Source organism: Egibacteraceae bacterium (assembly GCA_035540635.1).
GTDB lineage: Bacteria > Actinomycetota > Nitriliruptoria > Euzebyales > Egibacteraceae > DATLGH01.
The window spans coordinates 1-18,009 of record DATLGH010000012.1 but is presented as its reverse complement, the minus strand read 5'-3'; the positions used below and the strand labels follow the sequence as shown (position 1 = coordinate 18,009).

Below are 18,009 nucleotides of genomic sequence, written 5' to 3'. Positions count from 1 at the left end.
GGCCGCTTTCGCCCACCGGGCTGCATTGTGGAAGGCTCGGACCATGCGCATCTTCGTCACCGGCGGAGCCGGGTTCATCGGCTCGAACTTCATTCGCCACGTCCTGACCACCCAGCCCGACGTCGCGGTCACGAACTACGACAAGCTCACCTACGCCGGCAACCTCGCGAACCTCGCCGACCTCGCCGACGACACGCGCTACGCGTTCGTGCGCGGAGACATCAACGACGCCGCGCTGCTCGCCGACGTGCTGCCCGGGCACGACGCGGTCGTGAACTTCGCCGCGGAGAGCCACGTCGACCGGTCGATCACCGCGTCCGACGACTTCATCCAGGCGAACGTCGCGGGGGCCAACACGCTGTTCAACGCCGCCATGCGGGTCGAGGTCGAACGCTTCCTGCACATCTCCACCGACGAGACCTACGGCTCCATCCCGGAGCCCAATTCGTTCGTCGAGGGCGACGCGCTCGAACCGAACTCGCCGTACTCGGCCTCGAAAGCGTCCGCGGACCTGCTCGCCCGGGCCTACCGCGTCACCTACGGCTACCCGATCATGGTGACGCGCACCGCGAACAACTTCGGCCCCTACCACTACCCGGAGAAGGTCATCCCGCTGTTCGTCACGAACCTCATCGACGGGGGCAGGGTGCCGTTGTACGGGCGGGGCGCGAACGTGCGCGACTGGACCTACGTCCTCGACAACTGCGCCGCGCAGTGGCTCGTTCTGACCGAGGGCGAGCCCGGCGGCCTGTACAACGTCGGGGCGGGCAACGAGATGAGCAACAAGGCGCTCACCTACGCGATCCTCGAGCGCTTCGGGTTCACCGGCGAGGAGGCCGACGCCCGCATCGAGTTCGTCCCGGACCGGCCGGGCCACGACCTGCGCTACTCGGTGGACACCACGCGGGTCCGCGAGCTCGGCTGGAAGCCCGAGCACGCGTTCGCCGACGCCCTCGACGCGACGATCGCGTGGTACCGCGCGAACGAGGAATGGTGGCGGCCCCTCAAGCACGGCGGCGCGGGCGCCCGGCGCGGTCTGGTGAGCTGACCCCATGCGCGTGCTCGTGACGGGAGCCGACGGCCAGCTCGGCCGCGACCTCCTGAAGGCCTTCGCTGACGACGACGTCGTCGGCACGGACCTCGGCACGCTCGACGTCACGGACGAGCCGGCGGTCGTGGCGGCGGTCCGCGATCATGCGCCGGAGCTCGTCGTCCACGCCGCGGCGTTCACGAGGGTCGACGCCTGCGAGTCGGAGCCCGACACCGCGTGGCAGGTCAACGCGGTCGGGTCGTGGTGGGTCGCGCGCGCCTGCGCGCTGGCCGGCGCCGCCATGGTCTACGTGTCGACGGATTACGTGTTCGACGGATGTGCGGGGCGGCCCTACACCGAGTTCGACCGCCCGAACCCCCAGTCGATGTACGGGCGGAGCAAGGAGGCGGGCGAGCAGCTCGTCCGACGCACTGTTGCCGAGCACTACATCGTGCGGACGTCGTGGGTGCACGGGACCCACGGGCACAACTTCGCGAGGACGATGCTGCGCCTCGCCCGCGACCGGGGCCAGGTCGCCGTCGTCGACGACCAGACCGGCTCGCCGACGTTCACCTTCGACCTCGCGCCGGCGATCCGCCGCCTCGCGGTGTCCGGTCGCCATGGGACGTACCACCTGACGAACAGCGGCCACTGCACCTGGTACGAGTTCGCGCGCGCGGTCTTCGACGCGGCGGGCGTTGCCGTCGACCTCCGACCCACGGACACCGCGACGTTCGGGGCCCCCGCCCCCCGCCCCGCCTATGGGGTGCTCGACAACCGCCTCGCGCGCCTCGTCGGGCTGCCACCGCTGCCGGACTGGCGCGTCTCGCTGCCGCGCCTCATCGCGGAGCTGGACGAGGGTGCCAGCTAGCGCCGGAGGCGCCGAAGGCGGGCGGGTGGGAGTCATAGTCGTCAACCACAACACCCGCGACGACCTGCTGGCCTGCCTGCGCTCGCTCGCGGAGGCGGACGCCGACGACATCGTCGTGGTCGACTCGGGCTCCTCGGACGCGAGCCTCGACGCGGTGTCGGCCGCGTTCCCTGACGTCCGGCGCCTTGCGCTGTCGAACGTCGGTTTCGGCAGAGCCGCGAACGCCGGCGTGGCGGTGACGCCCGCGGAGCTCGTCATCGTCGCGAACGCCGACACCCGCTTTCCGCCGGGGTCGGCCCGAACCCTCGGCGAGCACCTCGCGGCGCGGCCGGACGTCGGCGCGATGGGGCCGATGGTGCGCTTCCCCGACGGGCGGCTGCAGCTGTCCGCCCGCGCTTTCCCGTCCATCGGCCAGGCGGTGGGGCATGCGGTGCTCGGACTGTGGAAGCCCGACAACCGGTGGACGCGCGCGTACCGGCTGACCGACTGGGACCACCGCAGCGAGCGGGACGTCGACTGGATCAGCGGCTGCTGCATCGCGCTGCGCCGTGCGGCGTTCGACGACGTCGGCGGCTTCGACCCGGCCTACTTCATGTTCGTCGAGGACGTCGACCTCTGCTACCGCCTGCGCGAGCGGGGGTGGCGGGTGGTGTTCTCACCGGTCGTGGAGGTAACCCACGCGATTGGGGGGGCGGTGTCGCGCAAGCGGTTCCGCATGGTCGTCGAGCACGCGCGCTCGCTCGACCGGTTCTTCAGCCGCCGCTACGCCACGGGCGTCCGGCGGGTCCTGCGCCTGCCGATCAAGGTCGGTCTCGCCGGGTGGGTCCTCGCCACCATCACGTGGTCGATCGTCCGGGGCCGTACGCACGCCCACGGCTGACGTCCCTGACGGCGGCGGCCGGGCGGTGAGCGCCCACCGAGCGGTAGGGTCCCCTCGTGAGCGATCGGCTCTTCGACGACCCGGGGACCGCCCCGCCCCCGGCCGGGCCGCAGGGCCCGCTGCCGGGTGAGCCGCTGGCCGCCCGCCTTCGTCCCCGCACCCTCGACGCGGTCGTCGGGCAGCGTCATCTCGTGGGTCCGGGGGGACCGTTGCGGGCCGCCGTCGAAGCCGACGAGATCCGCAGCGTGCTGCTCTGGGGACCGCCGGGAACCGGCAAGACGAGCCTCGCCCACGTCGTCGCCGCCTCGACGAAAGCCGCGTTCGTCGAGCTGTCCGCCGTCACCGCCGGGGTGAAGGACGTGCGCCGTGTCGTCGAGGAGGCCCGCACACGGCGGGCGCATGCCGGTCGGCGCAGCGTGCTGTTCGTCGACGAGATCCACCGGTTCAACAAGTCCCAGCAGGACGCGCTGCTGCCGGGCGTCGAGGACGGCGCGGTCGTGCTCATCGGTGCGACGACGGAGAACCCCTACTTCGAGGTGAACGCGCCGCTGCTGTCCCGAAGCCTGCTCTACCGGCTCGAGCCCCTCGACGGCGAGGACATCCGGGTGCTCCTCGGCCGCGCCGTCAGCGACGAGCGGGGGCTGCCCGGCGTGACGGTGGAGCCCGAGGCGCTCGACGCCCTCGTCGCCGCGGCCGACGGCGACGCGCGCGTGGCCCTGACCGGCCTCGAGACCGCCGCCGCCCTCGGGGACCCCGTGACGGCCGGCGCGGTGCGCACGGCGCTGGCCAATCCGCACCTGCGCTACGACAAGTCCGCCGACAACCACTACGACCAGGTGAGCGCGTTCATCAAGTCCCTGCGCGGGTCGGATCCCGACGCGGCGGTCTACTGGCTCGTGCGGATGCTCACCGCCGGTGAGGACCCCCGGTTCCTCGCCCGGCGGATGGTCGTCCTCGCCGGCGAGGACGTCGGCCTCGCTGACCCGCAGGCGCTGCAGGTGGCCGTCGCGGCCTTCCACGCGCTCGAGTTCGTCGGGCTGCCCGAGGCGCGCTACGCCCTCGCCGAGGCGGCGATCTACCTGGCGCTGGCCCCGAAGTCCAACCGCGTCACCCGTGCCCTTGCGGCAGCCGGCGAGGCGGTGGCCCGTCTCGGCAACGCTCCCGTGCCCGCGCACCTGCGCGACGCGCACTACCGCGGCGCTGCCCGGCTCGGGCACGGTGCCGGCTACCGCTACCCCCACGACGACCCGCGTGGCTGGGTACCCCAGCCCTACGCCCCGGAGGGCGTCGGACGGCTCTACGAGCCCGGCCCCCACGGCCGCGAGCCTGACCTCGCCCGCTGGCGTGCAGACCGGGAGGACGATCCCGAACGGTGAGCTGGCACCTGCCGGGCGCGGCCCGGGGGTCGGCCACGCCGGACTGCCCGCCGGTACCCTGAGCAGCCCTATGCACGCGGTCATCCTCGCCGGCGGTAAAGGCACGCGCCTTCGCCCCCTCACCGACACCCGCCCCAAGCCGCTGCTGCCGTTCATGGGCGAGCCGTTCGCCGTCGGTCTGCTGCGCCGCCTCGCCGCGGCGGGCTGCGACCGCGCGACCTTCCTCGTCGGCGACGCCGCCGCCCCCTGGCGCGGCCTCGGCGACGCCGGCGTGGCCGTCGACGTCGTCACCGAGGAGGCGCCGCTCGACACCGCCGGCGCGGCCCGACGTCTGCTCCGGGGACGCGCGCACGGCCCGGTGCTCGTCTGCAACGGCGACATCCTCACCGACCTCGACTTCGGCGCCCTGCTCGCCGCGCACGACGAGGCCGGCGCGGCGGCCACGATCGCGCTGACGAGGGTGGCGGACACGGCGAGCTTCGGTGTGGTCGTGTGCGACGACGACGGGCGGGTGCGCCGGTTCGTGGAGAAGCCGCCGCCAGGCACCGTGGCCGCCGACACGGTCAACGCGGGCACCTACGTGCTCGCACCCGAGGCGTTCGACCCCTTCCCCGGCGACGGCCCGCTGTCGTTCGAGCGTGCGGTCTTCCCGGGCCTGCTCGACGCCGGAGCGGTGCTCCGCGGCGTCGTGTCGGATGGGCACTGGCAGGACATCGGCACGCCCGACCGCTACCTTGCCGGGCACCGCGCCGTGCTCGACGGGCGCTGTGCGTGGCCTGCGGCGGCCGGCTTCCGGAGCGTGGGACGACTCGCGATGGTGCACGAGAGCGCGAGGGTCGACCGGTCCGCCGACGTCGGTGTCGCCGTCGTGGTCGGCCCCCGCTGCGTCGTGGGGGCCGGCGCGCGGGTCGCCGACGCCGTGCTCCACGCGGGCGTCGAGGTGGGGGAGGAGGCGCAGGTGTGCCGCGCGATCCTCGGCGAGAACGCCCGGGTCGGCGTGGCTGCCGTGGTCGGGCCCGAGGCGGTCCTCGGCGACGGGCAGGCCGTCGCGGCCGCCGCGCGCCACCCCTGACACGACGCTCGGAACGGCCCGCCGCCACGCGGTCGGAGGTTTCGGCGCGCCGGCGACGGGTTAGGCGCTCCCCATCCCATCCGAGAGGAAATGATGCGTTGGGTTGCCCTGATGTTCTTTGTCACCGTGGCCATAGCCGGGGCTTCGGTCGGCACGGTCGCTGCCGACAGCCCGGCGGTGGATCGCGCCGCCGGGCCCGACCGGATCGCGACGGCGGTCGCCGTCTCGCGGACCTCGTTCGGGTCGGCGTCCGAAGCGGTGCTCGCCACGGCGCAGGACTTCCCCGACGCGCTCGCCGCGGGTGCGCTCGCGGCTCGCGCGGACGCTCCGCTGCTGCTCACGCACCCCGGTCGGCTGCCGGGCGAGGTGGCCGACGAGCTGCGGCGCCTCGGCACCGAGCGCGTCTGGGTCGTCGGCGGGCCCGCCGCGATCGCGGCCACGGTGGGCGACGAGCTCGAGGGGCAGGGCCTCGTGGTCGAGCGGGTCGCCGGCGACAACCGCTACGACACGGCGCGGCTGCTCGCGCGTGAGGCGGGGCCCTCGTCAACCGGCGAGGTCGTGCTGGCGCTCGGTAGCCATCCGGTTTCGGGACGGGCCTGGCCCGACGCGCTGGCGGGCGCGAGTCTCGCCGCGGCCCCGCAGCGGGTGCCCACGCTGCTCACCCGTCACGACCGCCTGCCGCCGGAGACGGAGGTGGCCCTCGGCGACCTCGAGGCCCTCTCCGTGGTGCTGGTCGGTGGCACGAACGCGATCTCCCCGGCTGTGGACGAACGCCTCCGCGGCCTCGGCTACGCGGTCGAGCGTGTGGCCGGCGCCAGCCGTTACCTCACGTCGGTGCACGTCGCCGAGCGCGCCATGGGCGCCATGGGCGACGAACCCCTCCGGCTCGTGCTCGCCTCGGGCTCAGGCTTCGCCGACGCGCTGAGCGCCGGCCCGCTCGCCGCTGCGTTGCACGGACCCGTCCTGCTCGTGCCCCCGGACCGGCTGAACGACGGCACCGACCGGTGGCTGCGGGGACGCCGGCACCGCCTCGCCGGCGCGGTGCTCATCGGCGGCGAGGGTGCGGTGAGCGACCTCGTGCGCCAGGAGGTGGAGGCGGCGCTGCGCGGCGATCCGCGGCCACCTCCGCCCGAGCCGCCCCCACCGCCGCCTCCTCCTGCTCCGGTGGAGCGGGTCGTCGGCGCGTTCGAGGGCGAGGCGAGCTGGTACGGGGCGCGGTTCGCAGGGCGCACCACCGCGTGCGGGGAGCGGTTCGACCCCGGGGCGCTCACCGCGGCGCACCGCACCCTGCCGTGCAACACCCGCGTCCGCGTCACGAACGTCCACAACGGTGCGACGACGACCGTGCGGGTCAACGACCGCGGCCCTTACATCGGCGGCCGCGTCCTTGACGTGTCGCGCCACGCCTCCGAGCTCCTCGGCTTCACCCACGCGGGTGTCACGTGGGTGCGGGGCGAGATCCTCGACGGGGCCGCCGCGGCGGGCTCACCCGCCGGTGATGAACCCCCCGACTCCACGAAGCCCGGCCTCACCCACCCCGACCGGGCAGGGGACGCCCGGCCCGAGGGAGATGAGGCGTACGAGGAGGCGACCCGCGGAGGGTAGGCGGCCGGGCGGGTCAGGTGACGGCGTGGAAGCCGGCGAGGGTGCGTTCGGCGGCGGCGGCCGGGGCCAGGAGCGCGCGCACGCGGGGGCCGTGGCGGGCGGCGCGCTCGCGCGCGGCCAGGGGGTCCGCGGCGACGGCCGCGAGGCGGTCGGCGAGGGCGGCCACGTCGCCGACCGGCACGAGCTCGCCGGCGTCGAGGACGTCGCGGGCCCCGCCCGAGTCGGTGGCAACGACGGGGACGCCCCGGGCGAGGGCCTCGGCGGCCACGAGCCCGAACCCCTCGCGGTGCGAGGGCTGGACGACCACGTCGGCTGCGGCGTAGGCGGCGTGCAGCGCGTCGGGAGCCAGGCGCCCAGGCAGCCGGGCGTGGACACCGAGCGCCTCGGCCAGCTGCTCGAGCCGCCCTCGCTCGGGGCCGTCGCCCACGAGCGTGACCCGCACGGGGACGGGGACCCGGCGCGCGGCCTCGAGCAGGTCGGCGAATCCCTTCTCGGGAACCATGCGCCCCGCCGCGAGGACCTCCAACGGCCGGTCGGCGGCCCGTGCGCGCGGCGGCGCGGGTTCGGCGAGCCACCCCGCGTCGAGCGGCATCGGGTTCACGGCGTCGGCGACCCGCCCGGTGGCGCGGGCGAGCCGCTCGGCGAGGTCGGAGGACACCGCCTCGACGCGATCGACCCCCGCGAGCGCCCACCGGGCGAGCGGCGCGAGGCGTGGCTCGGACTCGAGCAGTGCCACGTCGGTGCCGTGCGCGGTCAGCACCACCGGCGCGTCGACGCGGGCGAGGCGGGCCGCGATCGCCCCGGGCATCCACCAGTGCACCGCGACGACGTCGGGGCGGCCGAGGCGGGCCTGCGCCCGCAGCCGCCCGGCCAGGGACGCGACGAGGGACGCGACGAGCGGCGGACCGGCCGGCGTCCGGGCGATCTGGTGCATCTCGCCGCGGTAGGCGAGCCGCTCCGCCCGGTCGGGCGCGTACCGGGCCAGGCGGACCGGCACCCCCGCGACGGTCTGGCGTGCGGGCAGACCGGCGTCGTGGGGGGCGACCACGCCGACGTCGACGCCGGCTGCCAGCAGGGCGCGCGCCCACGTGAGCAGGAACGGCGCGCTCGGGTCGTCAGCGCTCCGGGGGAACACATGGGTGAGGGCGAGGATCCGCATCCGCTCGGCGGCCCGGTCAGTCTTCGAGGATCTCGCGGACCCGGTAGGGCCGGCGGTCCCGGGCGCCGGTGTGCCGCAGCACGTCGCCGATGAAGCCCGTGCCGATGAGCTGCACCCCGACGAGCACGCACAGCACACCGAACAGCAGCAGTGGCCGGTTGCCGATGCCCTGGTCGGTGAAGAGCCAGATGCCCGACAGGTAGGCGAGCACGGTGAAACCGATGAGCGACAGCGCCGCCCCGACACCCCCGAACAGGTAGAGCGGTCGGTCGGCGAAGCGGGTGAGGAACAGCACCGTCATGAGGTCGAGCAGCGTCTTCGGGAACCGCAGGACGGACAGGAACTTGCTCCTGCCGGCGGTGCGGGCGCGGTGGCGCACCGCGACCTCGGTCACCCGGAACCCGAGGTCGTGGGCGAGCACCGGCACGAAGCGGTGGAACTCGCCGTACAGCGGCAGCTCCTCGGCCACCTCCGCCCGCAGGAGCTTGAACCCGGTGTTGAAGTCGTGCAGGTCGAGCCCGGTCAGCGCCCGGGTCGCGGCGTTGTACCACCGGGACGTGAGCCGTTTCACGACGCGGTCGTCGCGCTCGCGCCGCCACCCTCCGACGAGGTCGTAGCCGTCCCTCTCGACACGGGCGAGCAGCGCGCGGATCTCGTCGGGCACGTCCTGGCCGTCGGCGTCGAGGGTGACGTAGAGCTCGCCTCGGGCGGCGTCGAACCCCGCCGCGAGGGCTCCTGACTTCCCGAAGTTGCGCCGGAGGACGACGACCCGCACGAGCTCGGGCCGCTCGAGCTGGAGCTTGTGGAGCAGCTCGGTCGACCCGTCCGTGGAACCGTCGTCGACGTAGACGATCTCGCTCGGACGGTCGAGCATCTCGAGAGCGGTGACGAGCTCGGCGTGGAGCTGCGGCAGCGCCTCGACCTCGTCGTAGACCGGCACGACGGCCGACAGGTAGGGCTGCATCCCGTCAGGCTAACCGACTCCTACACTGACGCGTATGACCCTCGAGCAGCGCAGCGGTAGGGTCCCCGAATGACCCTCAAGCAGCGCAGCGGTAGGGTCCCGGCGATCTCGCGGCTGCTGCCAGCCCCCCTGCGTGACCCGGTGCTGCGCCGCCCGCTGCTCGGCTGGCTCGGGGTCGGCCTGGCCGTGCGTTTCGCGGTGATGCCGTTCGCGTTCCACAGCGACCTGCTCGCCGTCTACTGGCGTGCCCACCTCATCGCCTACGAGGGGCAGCTGTTCGGGTCCTACCTCGTCAACATGGGCGCGCACTATGTCCACGCGCTCGCCCTGCGGCTGCTCGGGCCGCTCCTGCCGCCGCCCGCCGCGGTCTGGACCGACCCCTGGTGGTGGGGTGACTCCGGTGGGCTGCAGACGCAGGTGACACGGGAGTTCGCCACGTCCTCGGACGTCTTCTCGACGCTTTTCGTGCTCAAGCTGCCCTACCTCGCGTTCGACCTCGCCGCCGGCCTGCTCCTGCTCTCTCTCGTCGCCGCCGGGAGGCCGCAGGCGATCCGGCGTGCGTGGGCATTCTGGATGCTCTCCCCGATCGGGCTCTACGCGACCTACCTGTTCGCCCGCTACGAGGCCTTCCCCGTCGCGCTCGTGCTCGGCGCGCTGCTCGCGTGCGAGCGCCGGCGGCCCTGGACGGGGGCGCTGCTGCTCGGACTGGCGGTCACCACGCGCACCTACCCGCTCCTGCTCGTCCCGGTCTTCGCCCTCGTCGCCGTGCGGGGCTGGCGCCGGCAGGGCGCGTGGGCGGGCCTCGCGCTCCTGCCCTTCGCGCTCACGATGGTGACGAACCGGATCCTCGGCGGCACCGCCGGCGAGCTCGCCCGCCTGCGCGACATCGCCCCGGGCGATGCCTTCCTCGCGTTGACGCTGCCTGTCCAGGGAGCCGGGGACATCTACCTCATGCTCGCCGCGGTCCTCGCCGTGTACGGCTACCTGCTCGGGCGGTCCGCCGGCTGGTGGGGCGCCGGCGCGGTCCGGGTCGGCGAGCTGTGGGTGTGGCTGCTCGTCGTCCACGCGGCGTTCTTCGCCCTCGCGACCTTCTCGGCCCACTACTTCATGTGGTTCACGCCGTTCGTGGCGCTCGCGCTCGCGCGCAGGCCCCGGTGGCGGGGCGTGCTCGCGCTCCATCTCCTGCAGGTCGTCACCATCCTCGCGATCAGCGACCTGGTGAACGGGCCCCGGACGGTGCTCGGGCTCTTCCAGCCCCTGTCGCCCGTGGCGGCGACCGAGCTGCCGAGCCTCCGCGAGCTCCTGCTCAACTCCCGTGCGCTCACCGAGCAGCTCATCGGCGTTCTACGGACGGGCTTCCTCGTGCTCACGGGGCTGCTCGCCGCGCCGGCGCTCGCCGAGCTCGCCGGGCGGGCGCCGCAGGTTGCCCACCCCGAGCCACACCGCCCCGCCGACCAGCACGAGCCACAGAGCCGCAAACAGCGGGTCGCCCGCTAGCCGGCTCGCACCGTCGCGCGCGATGCGGAGAAGGTTGCGGGCCGCGTCCGCCGGGCTCCCCGTGCCGACCACCCGGAACGCGAGGTCGCCGACCGCCGGTTCGCCGCCGCGCACCAGCTCGCCTCCCGGGTAGGGGTCGTTGCGCAGGCCACCGCCGTCGTCGAGGGGCGTGTTCGCCCAGACCGCGAGCGGGCTCGCCCCGTCCCACGTGAGCTCGACGGCGGCGACCGCCGGCGCGGGCGGCGGGGGGGAGAAGCGCACGGGCGCCCACTCGTTGTTGCCGATGTCCGCGCCGTCCACGGACGTCCGGGCCAGGACGGGCCCGCCGGCGCCGTCGCGCAGGACGGCGCGGAGACGGCCGGCGGGGTCGACGGTCTCGTCGAAGGTCGCCACGAGGACGTCGACGCCGGCGACATGGCTCGTGGCCGGGCGGAACGTCTGCCCGACCGGCTTATCGCCGAGCATGATCGGCTGGTTGAACGAGTGCTGGAAGGCCTCGCCGCTCGCCGCCTGACAGCCGCCCACCATGAGCGCGCCGACGAGGAGGAGCGCCGCCACACCGATCCGCATGCGGGTCACGCTAGCGCAGCGCACCGTCGGGAGCCCTGACCCAGGTGTGGTAGACAACACGACCCGGCACGCAAGAACCGCAGGAGCTTTTCGCCCATGCCCGTCGACCCCGCCGCGACGCCCCCCGCCCGGTGGCCGGAGCGGCGATGGCCGACGGTGTCGGTCGTCGTCGTGAACTACAACGGGCGGGACTTCCTCGAGCGGTGCCTCGGGTCCCTGCGGGCGCTCGAGTACCCCCAGGAGCGGCTCGAGGTCGTCTTCGTCGACAACAACTCCAAGGACGGCTCCCTCGAGTACGTCCGGGAGGTGTTCCCCGAGTGCCGGGTGGTCGTGAACGACACGAACACGGGGTTCTCCCCGGCGGTCAACCAGGGGGCGCGCCTCGCCACAGGCCGCTACATCGCGCTGCTCAACAACGACGCCGAGGCCGACCCCCGCTGGATCGTCGAGGCGGTGCAGCTGCTCGAGATCGATGAGCGGGTCGCGTGTGTCGCGAGCAAGATCCTCCGCGACGACCGCGAGACGATCGACTACGCCGGCGGGCAGATGGCCTTCTACGGCCACGGGTTCGCGAAGGGCAACCGCCAGACCGACATGGGCGAGGACCGGCGCAACCGCCCGACGCTGTTCGCCTCCGGCGGGGCGATGATCACCCGCCGCGACGTGTTCGTGCAGAGCGGCGGGTTCGACGAGAGCTACTTCGCCTTCTTCGAGGACGTCGACTACGGCTGGCGGCTGTGGGTGCTCGGCCACGAGGTCGTCTACGTCCCCGCCTCGAAGGTCTATCACCGCCACCATGGCACCATCGAGCGCTTCGGCTACGCGAGGGAGCGCTACCTGCTCGAGCGCAACGCCCTGGCCACGGTGTTCAAGAACTACGGGGACGACCAGCTCGCGCGGACGCTGCCCGGCACGCTCGTGCTCGCCCTGCTGCGCGGCCTCGCCGACGACAAGACGGACCTGCCGGACTACCGCATCAGCGAGGACGCGCGCCCGATCGCCGATGCGCGCGTCTCCGCGCTGACCGGCGCGCACCTCGCCGCCATCCGCGACTGGGGCCTCGCCCTCGACGAGCTCGGCGCGAAGCGCTACTTCGTGCAGTCCCGCCGCCGGACCGACGACCGCCGCATCCTGCGGCTGTTCGAGGAGGCGCTGCTGCCCAACGTTCCCGACCCCGACTTCATGCACGTGTTCGAGGCGGTGCTGAACGCCTGGAACCTGCGCGCGCACATGAAGCCACGCGGGCGGGTGCTCATCCTCACCGCCGACCGCTTGGGAGCGCGCATGGCGGGGCCGGCGATCCGCTGCTGGGAGATGGCCAAGCTGCTGTCCCGCGAGCACCAGGTGACCCTTGGCACGACGACACCGCCGGACCTCTCCCATCCCGACTTCGAGGTCGTCCAGGTCAACAGCGAGCGCATCGACGCGCTGCTGCCCGACACCGACGTCGTGATCTTCCAGGGCTTCATCATGTTCTTCTACCCGCAGATCGCGGCGTCGGAGGTGCCCGTCCTCGTCGACATCTACGACCCCTTCCACCTCGAGGGTCTGGAGCTGCGCCGCGAGGAGGCGCCGATCGAGCGCTTCGCGACCGCGCGCAGCGACACGAAGATCCTCAACGAGCAGCTCGCGCGCGGCGACTTCTTCGTCTGCGCGTCCGAGAAGCAGCGCGACTTCTGGCTCGGCCAGCTGACGGGGGTCAACCGCGTGAACCCGGCCACCTACGACGCCGACGCCTCGATGCGCGTGCTCCTCGACGTCGCCCCCTTCGGCCTGCCGAGCGAGCCGCCGGAGAAGGTCGACAAGGTGGTCAAGGGGGTGCTCGACGGCGTGGGGGAGGACGACTTCCTGCTGCTGTGGGGCGGGGGCATCTACAACTGGTTCGACCCGCTCACGCTCATCCGCGCCCTCGGCGAGATCGTCGCCGACCTGCCCGACATGAAGCTGTTCTTCCTCGGCTCGGCGCACCCGAACCCCGACGTGCCGAAGATGCGGATGGCGTCGGCCGCCTTCCGCCTCGCCGAGGAGCTCGGGCTGCTCGACCGCCACGTGTTCTTCAACCCCGGCTGGGTCGAGTACGAGCGGCGCGCCGACTACCTGCTCGAGGCGGACCTCGGCGTGTCCACGCACTTCGACCATGTCGAGACGGCGTTCAGCTACCGCACCCGCATCCTCGACTACCTCTGGGCGGGGCTGCCGATCGTGGCGACCGAGGGCGACTCGCTGTCCCGGCTCGTGAACACCCACGGGCTCGGCCTCACCGTGCCCGGCGAGGACGTCGGCGCGCTCGCGAGCGCGCTGCGACGCATGCGCAACGACCGTGACCTCTACGACACCTGCCGACAGGCGGTGGAGCAGCTCGCTCCCGACATGACGTGGGACAAGGCGCTCGCGCCCATCCTGGAGTTCTGCCGGCTTCCGCGGCCGGCTGCCGACCGCGTCGGACGGTCCCGGGAGTACGTCACCGGCGCACCCCCCGTCATCACCCGCTCCTACGGGTACTACGCCCGGCGCTTCCTCGACTACTACCGCAGCGCCGGACCCCGCACCGCTCTCACCCACGCGCGCAACTTCGCGCGGCAGCGTCTCAGCCGCTAGGGGTCGCCGCGTGCGGGCCGAGGGCCGCGCCTCCCCGAGGGGCACAGCGCCCCGCCGGGGGCTCGGCAGGGTGCCCGTCGCGGTGCGGGCGCTCGTCGCCCTCCACGGACTCACCCTCGTGCTCGCGAGCGTGCTGTTCCCGACGTACCGGGCACCGGACGAGTCCGCCCACGTCGACATGGTGGTGGCCGTCGCGCAGGGCGCCGGCTACCCGGAGGTGGGGCAGCGGCGGATCTCTCAGCGGGTGATCGACTCGTTCGCCGTGGTCGGGCACGTCCGCGAGGGCGAGGCACAGCCGCTGCGGGCCGCGGACGCCCCGGCGCGTGGCGAGCGGCCGAGGTTCGCCGACCTCGGCCCCGACGTGGCGGGCGACGTGCGCCAGCAGATGGCCGCGCACCCGCCGCTCTACTACCTCCTCGCCGCGGCGGCCCTGTCGGGGGTGACCGCGGTCGTGCCCTTCACCGGCGACTGGTCCTTCGATCAGGTCGTGGGCTTCCTGCGGCTGTTCAGCGCGCTCGTCGTGCTGCCCCTGCCGCTGATCGCCTACCTCGTCGCCGGCCGGCTCGGCGCGCCCCGCCCCGCCGCGGTGACCGCGGCGGTCCTGCCCCTCGGCGTGCCGCAGCTCACCCACGTCGGCGCGTCGGTCAACAACGACACCCTGCTCGTGCTGCTCTTGGGCCTGCTCACGCTGCCGACCCTCGCCGTCGCGCGCGGGGACCGGTCCTGGCGCACCGCCGCCGTCGCCGGCCTGCTCGGCGGGCTCGCGCTGCTCACGAAGGGCTTCGCACTGTTCGTCCCCCTATGGCTCGCCGCCGTGTACGGGCTTGGCGTGCTCCGGGGCGCCGGCTGGCGCGGGATGACCGCCGGGGCGCTGTCGGTCGCCACCGCCGTCGCCGTCGGCGGATGGTGGTGGATCCGCAATCTCGTCGTGCACGGGACCGTGCAGCCGGCCGGCCTGCCGGGCCCGCCGGCACCGGAGGGGTTCACCCCCGACGTCGGCTTCTGGCTGCCCTTCTACGTCGAGCGGCTGAGCCACCGCTTCTGGATCGAGCCGAACATCGTCCCCGACGGTGCCCCGCCCCTGCACCTGCTCGCCACCCTCGTCGTCGTCATGCTCTGCGTCGCGGCGTTCGCGGGCTGCCGGCGCACCGGTCAGAGCCCCGCCGACCTCACCGTCGTGCTCGCCCCACTCGCCGGGCTCGGCGGGATCGTGACGTTCGGGGCCTGGCGCGTCTACGCCCGCACCGGCACCCCGTTCGCCATCCACGGCCGCTACCTGTACGGGGCCGTGGTCGGCATCGCGGTCGTCGGGGCCCTCGGCGCGTTCACCCTGCTGGGGGCGCGCAGCCGGCGCCTGCCGTTCGTCGCCCTCGCGGTCGTGGTCGTCGTGCAGGCCACGGCGGCCGGCCTGGCGCTCGTCACCTACTGGGGCCCGCCAGGGGCCCGGGGCGCCGCGGTGCTCGCCTGGTCGCCGTGGCCGGCCCTCTTCGTGGTCGGCGCGCTCGCCGGAGCGGTCGCACTCGTCGCGTGGCTCGTCCCGGCGTTCCTCGACGGAGCCGCCGCGCAGCGCTCGCCTCAAGGAGCCCCGCGCCGCCGTCGATAGGCACTCCAAGGGCCGGCACCACCGGCCGCGCCAACCCCGGAGTGCCCCACGATGAAGTCACCGACCACCCGACGTCTCGGTCTCCTGCTCGTCGTCGCCCTCGCCGCGGTCGGCGTGCTCGCCGGCAGCGCCTCGGCGTCGACGTGGGGCGGGGCGGAGCAGCGGCTCGTCGACAGCATGAACGCCGAGCGGCGCGCCGCGGGGCTCGCACCCCTCGCGGTCGACGCGGAGCTCCAGCGGGTCGCCCGCGGCTGGACGGACGTCATGGCGCGCGAGGACCGCCTGTACCACAACGCGAACCTCGCCGCGCAGGTCCAGCGCGACTGGCGCCGGCTGGGCGAGAACGTCGGCTGGAGCCAGCGGGCGGGCGCGCCGGAGACCGAGCTCGTCGACCGGACCCACGCGATGTTCATGAACTCGCCGGGCCACCGCGCGAACGTTTTACGCCCGGAGTTCAACTGGGTCGGCGTGGGGGTGCGGGTGACGGCGTCGGGCAAGCTCTGGACGACCGTCGACTTCATGCACGGCGCCGGGCAGGCCGCCGCCGTCCGCCTGCCCCCTCTGGCGCCGGGTGAGTTCCGCGACGTGACCGCCGGGCCGCACTCGGCAGCGATCAAGGCGATCGCCCTGCGTGGCGTCACCACGGGCTGCACCGCCGAGCGCTTCTGCCCCGAGCGGCAGGTGACCCGCGCGCAGATGGCGACGTTCATCGTCCGCGCGCTCAAGCTGCCGCCGGCCGGCCGGGACTTCTTCGGCGACGACAACGGCTCGCCGCACGAGGCGGCCATCAACTCGCTCGCGGCCGCCGGGATCGCCAACGGCTGCGCACCGGGGCGCTTCTGCCCGAACGCCCCGGTCGCCCGCGGCCAGATGGCGTCGTTCCTGCAGCGTGCGTGGCGGCTGCCGACCAGCACGTACCAGCGCTTCTCCGACGTCCTTGGCTCCGTGCACCAGCCGGCGATCAACGCCATCGCCGACGCCGGCATCACGCTCGGCTGCGCCGACGGGCGGTTCTGCCCCAGCCAGCCGGTCCGCCGCGCGGAGATGGCCTCGTTCCTCGCCCGCGCCCTCCGACTCGTCTGAGCCACGCCACCCGGCAGTCGCGGGGGGTGGCGCACCGGCGGGATAGACTCGCCCTCACCATGGCCGCCCCCACCGCGAAGCTCGGCGAGCTGTGGACCTCTCGCCAGCTCCTCGACAACCTTGTCCGCAAGGAGCTGAAGGTCCGCTACAAGCACTCGGCCCTCGGCTTCGTGTGGTCGCTGCTCACCCCGATACTCATGACGGCGATCTTCACCGCGATCTTCGCCGTCGTGCTCCGCATCCCCGTGCGGCACTTCGCGAGCTTCTTCCTCGCCGGCTACCTCGTGTGGCAGTTCTTCGCGAACAGCGTCAACGCCTCCGTGGGCGCGATCGTCGGCAACGGCCCGCTCATCCGCAAGGTGTACTTCCCGCGCGAGGTCATCCCTTTGTCGATCGTGGGCAGCCAGGCGGTGCACTTCCTGCTCGCCCTGCTCGCAACCGCCCCGCTGTTCTTCTGGCAGCGCGGCAACGTGCTGCCGTACCTGCCGGCGGTGGCCGTCGGGCTCGTGCTGCTCACGCTGTTCACCGCCGGGGTGTCGATGGCGTTCGCGGCGGCCAACGTCCCCTTCCGCGACCTGCAGGAGCTCACGCAGGTGATCTTCCTCGCCTGGTTCTACGGAACCCCGATCATCTACCCGATGTTCTTCGTCGAGGGGGTCCCCGCCCCCTACCAGTTCTTCGTGACGCTCGTGCGCCTGAACCCGATGACGTGGTTCGTCGAGCTCTTCCAGACGCCGCTGTACGGGCTCGCGGTCGCACCCGACGTGCCGGAGACCGTGGGTCCCGCGTCCCTGCCACCCGCCTGGCCGGCCGCGACGACGCTGCTCGGCTGCACGGTCCTCGCCGTCGTCACGTTCGCGCTCGGCTACTGGCTGTTCAACCGGCTGGCCGTCACGTTCGCGAAGGAGGTCTGAGGGTTGGGCGCGCACGCCGGCGACCGGCTGGCGATCGTCGTCGAGGACCTCCACGAGATCTTCCGCATCTACACCGAGCGGCCGCCGGGCATCAAGGAGCGCCTCTACCGGTTCCGGCGGTCCCACTACCACGACTTCCACGCGCTGAAGGGCGTGTCGCTGCAGATCCGCCACGGCGAGAGCGTCGGGCTGATCGGGCACAACGGCTCGGGCAAGTCGACGCTGCTGAAGTGCCTGGCGAGAATCCTGCCCGCCGACGCGGGCAGGGTGGAGGTGAGCGGGCGCGTGTCGACCCTGCTCGAGCTCGGTGCGGGGTTCCATCAGGAGCTGTCGGGGCGTGAGAACGTCTACCTGAACGGGGCGATCCTCGGCCTGGGCGCGAAGGAGATCGACGCGGCGTTCGACTCGATCGTCGACTTCGCCGGCGTCCGCGACTTCATCGACCAGCCGGTGCGCAACTACTCGTCGGGCATGTACGTGCGGCTGGGATTCGCCGTCGCGGTCCACGTCGACCCCGACATCCTCCTCGTCGACGAGGTCCTGTCGGTCGGCGACGCCGCCTTCCAGGAGCGCTCGCTCGCCCGGATGCGGGCGTTCAACCAGCGCGGCAAGACGGTCGTCATGGTCAGTCACGACCTCGCCGCGATCACCGAGCTGTGCGAGCGGACCATCGTCCTGGACCACGGTCGTCTCGTGTTCGACGGGTCCACCGAGGAGGCCGTCGAGCGCTACGAGGAGATCGTCGCGAGCGGCCAGCCCGCCCCCGAGCCGGAGCCCGCCCCCCAGG

At 73.5% G+C, this 18,009-nt stretch carries 14 protein-coding genes; 12 read left to right on the top strand and 2 right to left on the bottom strand.

All coding sequences use genetic code 11. The features are described from left to right. Positions 1-43 precede the first annotated feature (43 nt). The 6 genes from rfbB to VM324_02315 all read left to right on the top strand — a co-directional run bounded on the left by rfbB (position 44) and on the right by VM324_02315 (position 6,834). The gene (gene rfbB / locus VM324_02340; protein HVL98115.1) at positions 44-1,048 is read left to right on the top strand and encodes a dTDP-glucose 4,6-dehydratase; all 1,005 of its coding nucleotides are present in this window, start codon (positions 44-46) and stop codon (positions 1,046-1,048) included. 4 nt (positions 1,049-1,052) lie between these two features. Continuing rightward, a complete protein-coding gene (gene rfbD, locus VM324_02335; protein ID HVL98114.1) occupies positions 1,053-1,901 on the top strand; it encodes a dTDP-4-dehydrorhamnose reductase in 849 nt (282 codons plus the stop codon). A 25-nt stretch (positions 1,902-1,926) separates the two neighbouring features. Next, positions 1,927-2,781: a glycosyltransferase family 2 protein gene (locus tag VM324_02330; protein ID HVL98113.1), complete on the top strand. Its 855-nt coding sequence runs from the start codon at positions 1,927-1,929 to the stop codon at positions 2,779-2,781. A 56-nt stretch (positions 2,782-2,837) separates the two neighbouring features. Next, a complete protein-coding gene (locus VM324_02325) occupies positions 2,838-4,157 on the top strand; it encodes a replication-associated recombination protein A (protein HVL98112.1) in 1,320 nt (439 codons plus the stop codon). A gap of 70 nt (positions 4,158-4,227) precedes the next feature. Beyond that, on the top strand, positions 4,228-5,229 hold the full coding sequence (locus VM324_02320) for an NDP-sugar synthase (GenBank protein HVL98111.1): 1,002 nt from the start codon (positions 4,228-4,230) through the stop codon (positions 5,227-5,229). Positions 5,230-5,340: 111 nt separating this feature from the next. After that, positions 5,341-6,834: a septal ring lytic transglycosylase RlpA family protein gene (locus tag VM324_02315; GenBank protein ID HVL98110.1), complete on the top strand. Its 1,494-nt coding sequence runs from the start codon at positions 5,341-5,343 to the stop codon at positions 6,832-6,834. A 13-nt stretch (positions 6,835-6,847) separates the two neighbouring features. Here VM324_02315 and VM324_02310 read toward each other — a convergent pair whose 3' ends face one another. Together VM324_02310 and VM324_02305 are read right to left on the bottom strand one after the other, a co-directional pair. Next, positions 6,848-7,993 (bottom strand): glycosyltransferase, encoded by a 1,146-nt coding sequence (locus tag VM324_02310; GenBank protein HVL98109.1) that lies wholly within the window; start codon positions 7,991-7,993, stop codon positions 6,848-6,850. Between the two features lie 16 nt (positions 7,994-8,009). Continuing rightward, positions 8,010-8,957, bottom strand: a complete 948-nt coding sequence (locus VM324_02305; GenBank protein HVL98108.1) for a glycosyltransferase family 2 protein — start codon at positions 8,955-8,957, stop codon at positions 8,010-8,012. Between the two features lie 69 nt (positions 8,958-9,026). Between VM324_02305 and VM324_02300 the strand changes: the two genes are divergently transcribed. The 6 genes from VM324_02300 to VM324_02275 all read left to right on the top strand — a co-directional run. Further along, entirely contained in the window at positions 9,027-10,454 is a 1,428-nt protein-coding gene (locus VM324_02300) for a glycosyltransferase family 87 protein (GenBank protein ID HVL98107.1), read from the top strand. A gap of 666 nt (positions 10,455-11,120) precedes the next feature. Further along, positions 11,121-13,622, top strand: a complete 2,502-nt coding sequence (locus tag VM324_02295) for a glycosyltransferase (GenBank protein HVL98106.1) — start codon at positions 11,121-11,123, stop codon at positions 13,620-13,622. 10 nt (positions 13,623-13,632) lie between these two features. After that, complete coding sequence (locus tag VM324_02290) at positions 13,633-15,225, top strand: phospholipid carrier-dependent glycosyltransferase (GenBank protein HVL98105.1); 1,593 nt, start codon at positions 13,633-13,635, stop codon at positions 15,223-15,225. Between the two features lie 51 nt (positions 15,226-15,276). Beyond that, positions 15,277-16,308: an S-layer homology domain-containing protein gene (locus VM324_02285; protein HVL98104.1), complete on the top strand. Its 1,032-nt coding sequence runs from the start codon at positions 15,277-15,279 to the stop codon at positions 16,306-16,308. A gap of 59 nt (positions 16,309-16,367) precedes the next feature. After that, positions 16,368-17,222 carry an ABC transporter permease gene (locus VM324_02280; protein ID HVL98103.1) on the top strand — a complete coding sequence of 285 codons (855 nt, stop codon included), beginning with the start codon at positions 16,368-16,370 and terminating at the stop codon, positions 17,220-17,222. 3 nt (positions 17,223-17,225) lie between these two features. Next, positions 17,226-18,009: ABC transporter ATP-binding protein (locus VM324_02275; GenBank protein HVL98102.1), on the top strand; the 784-nt coding region annotated here is incomplete at its 3' end.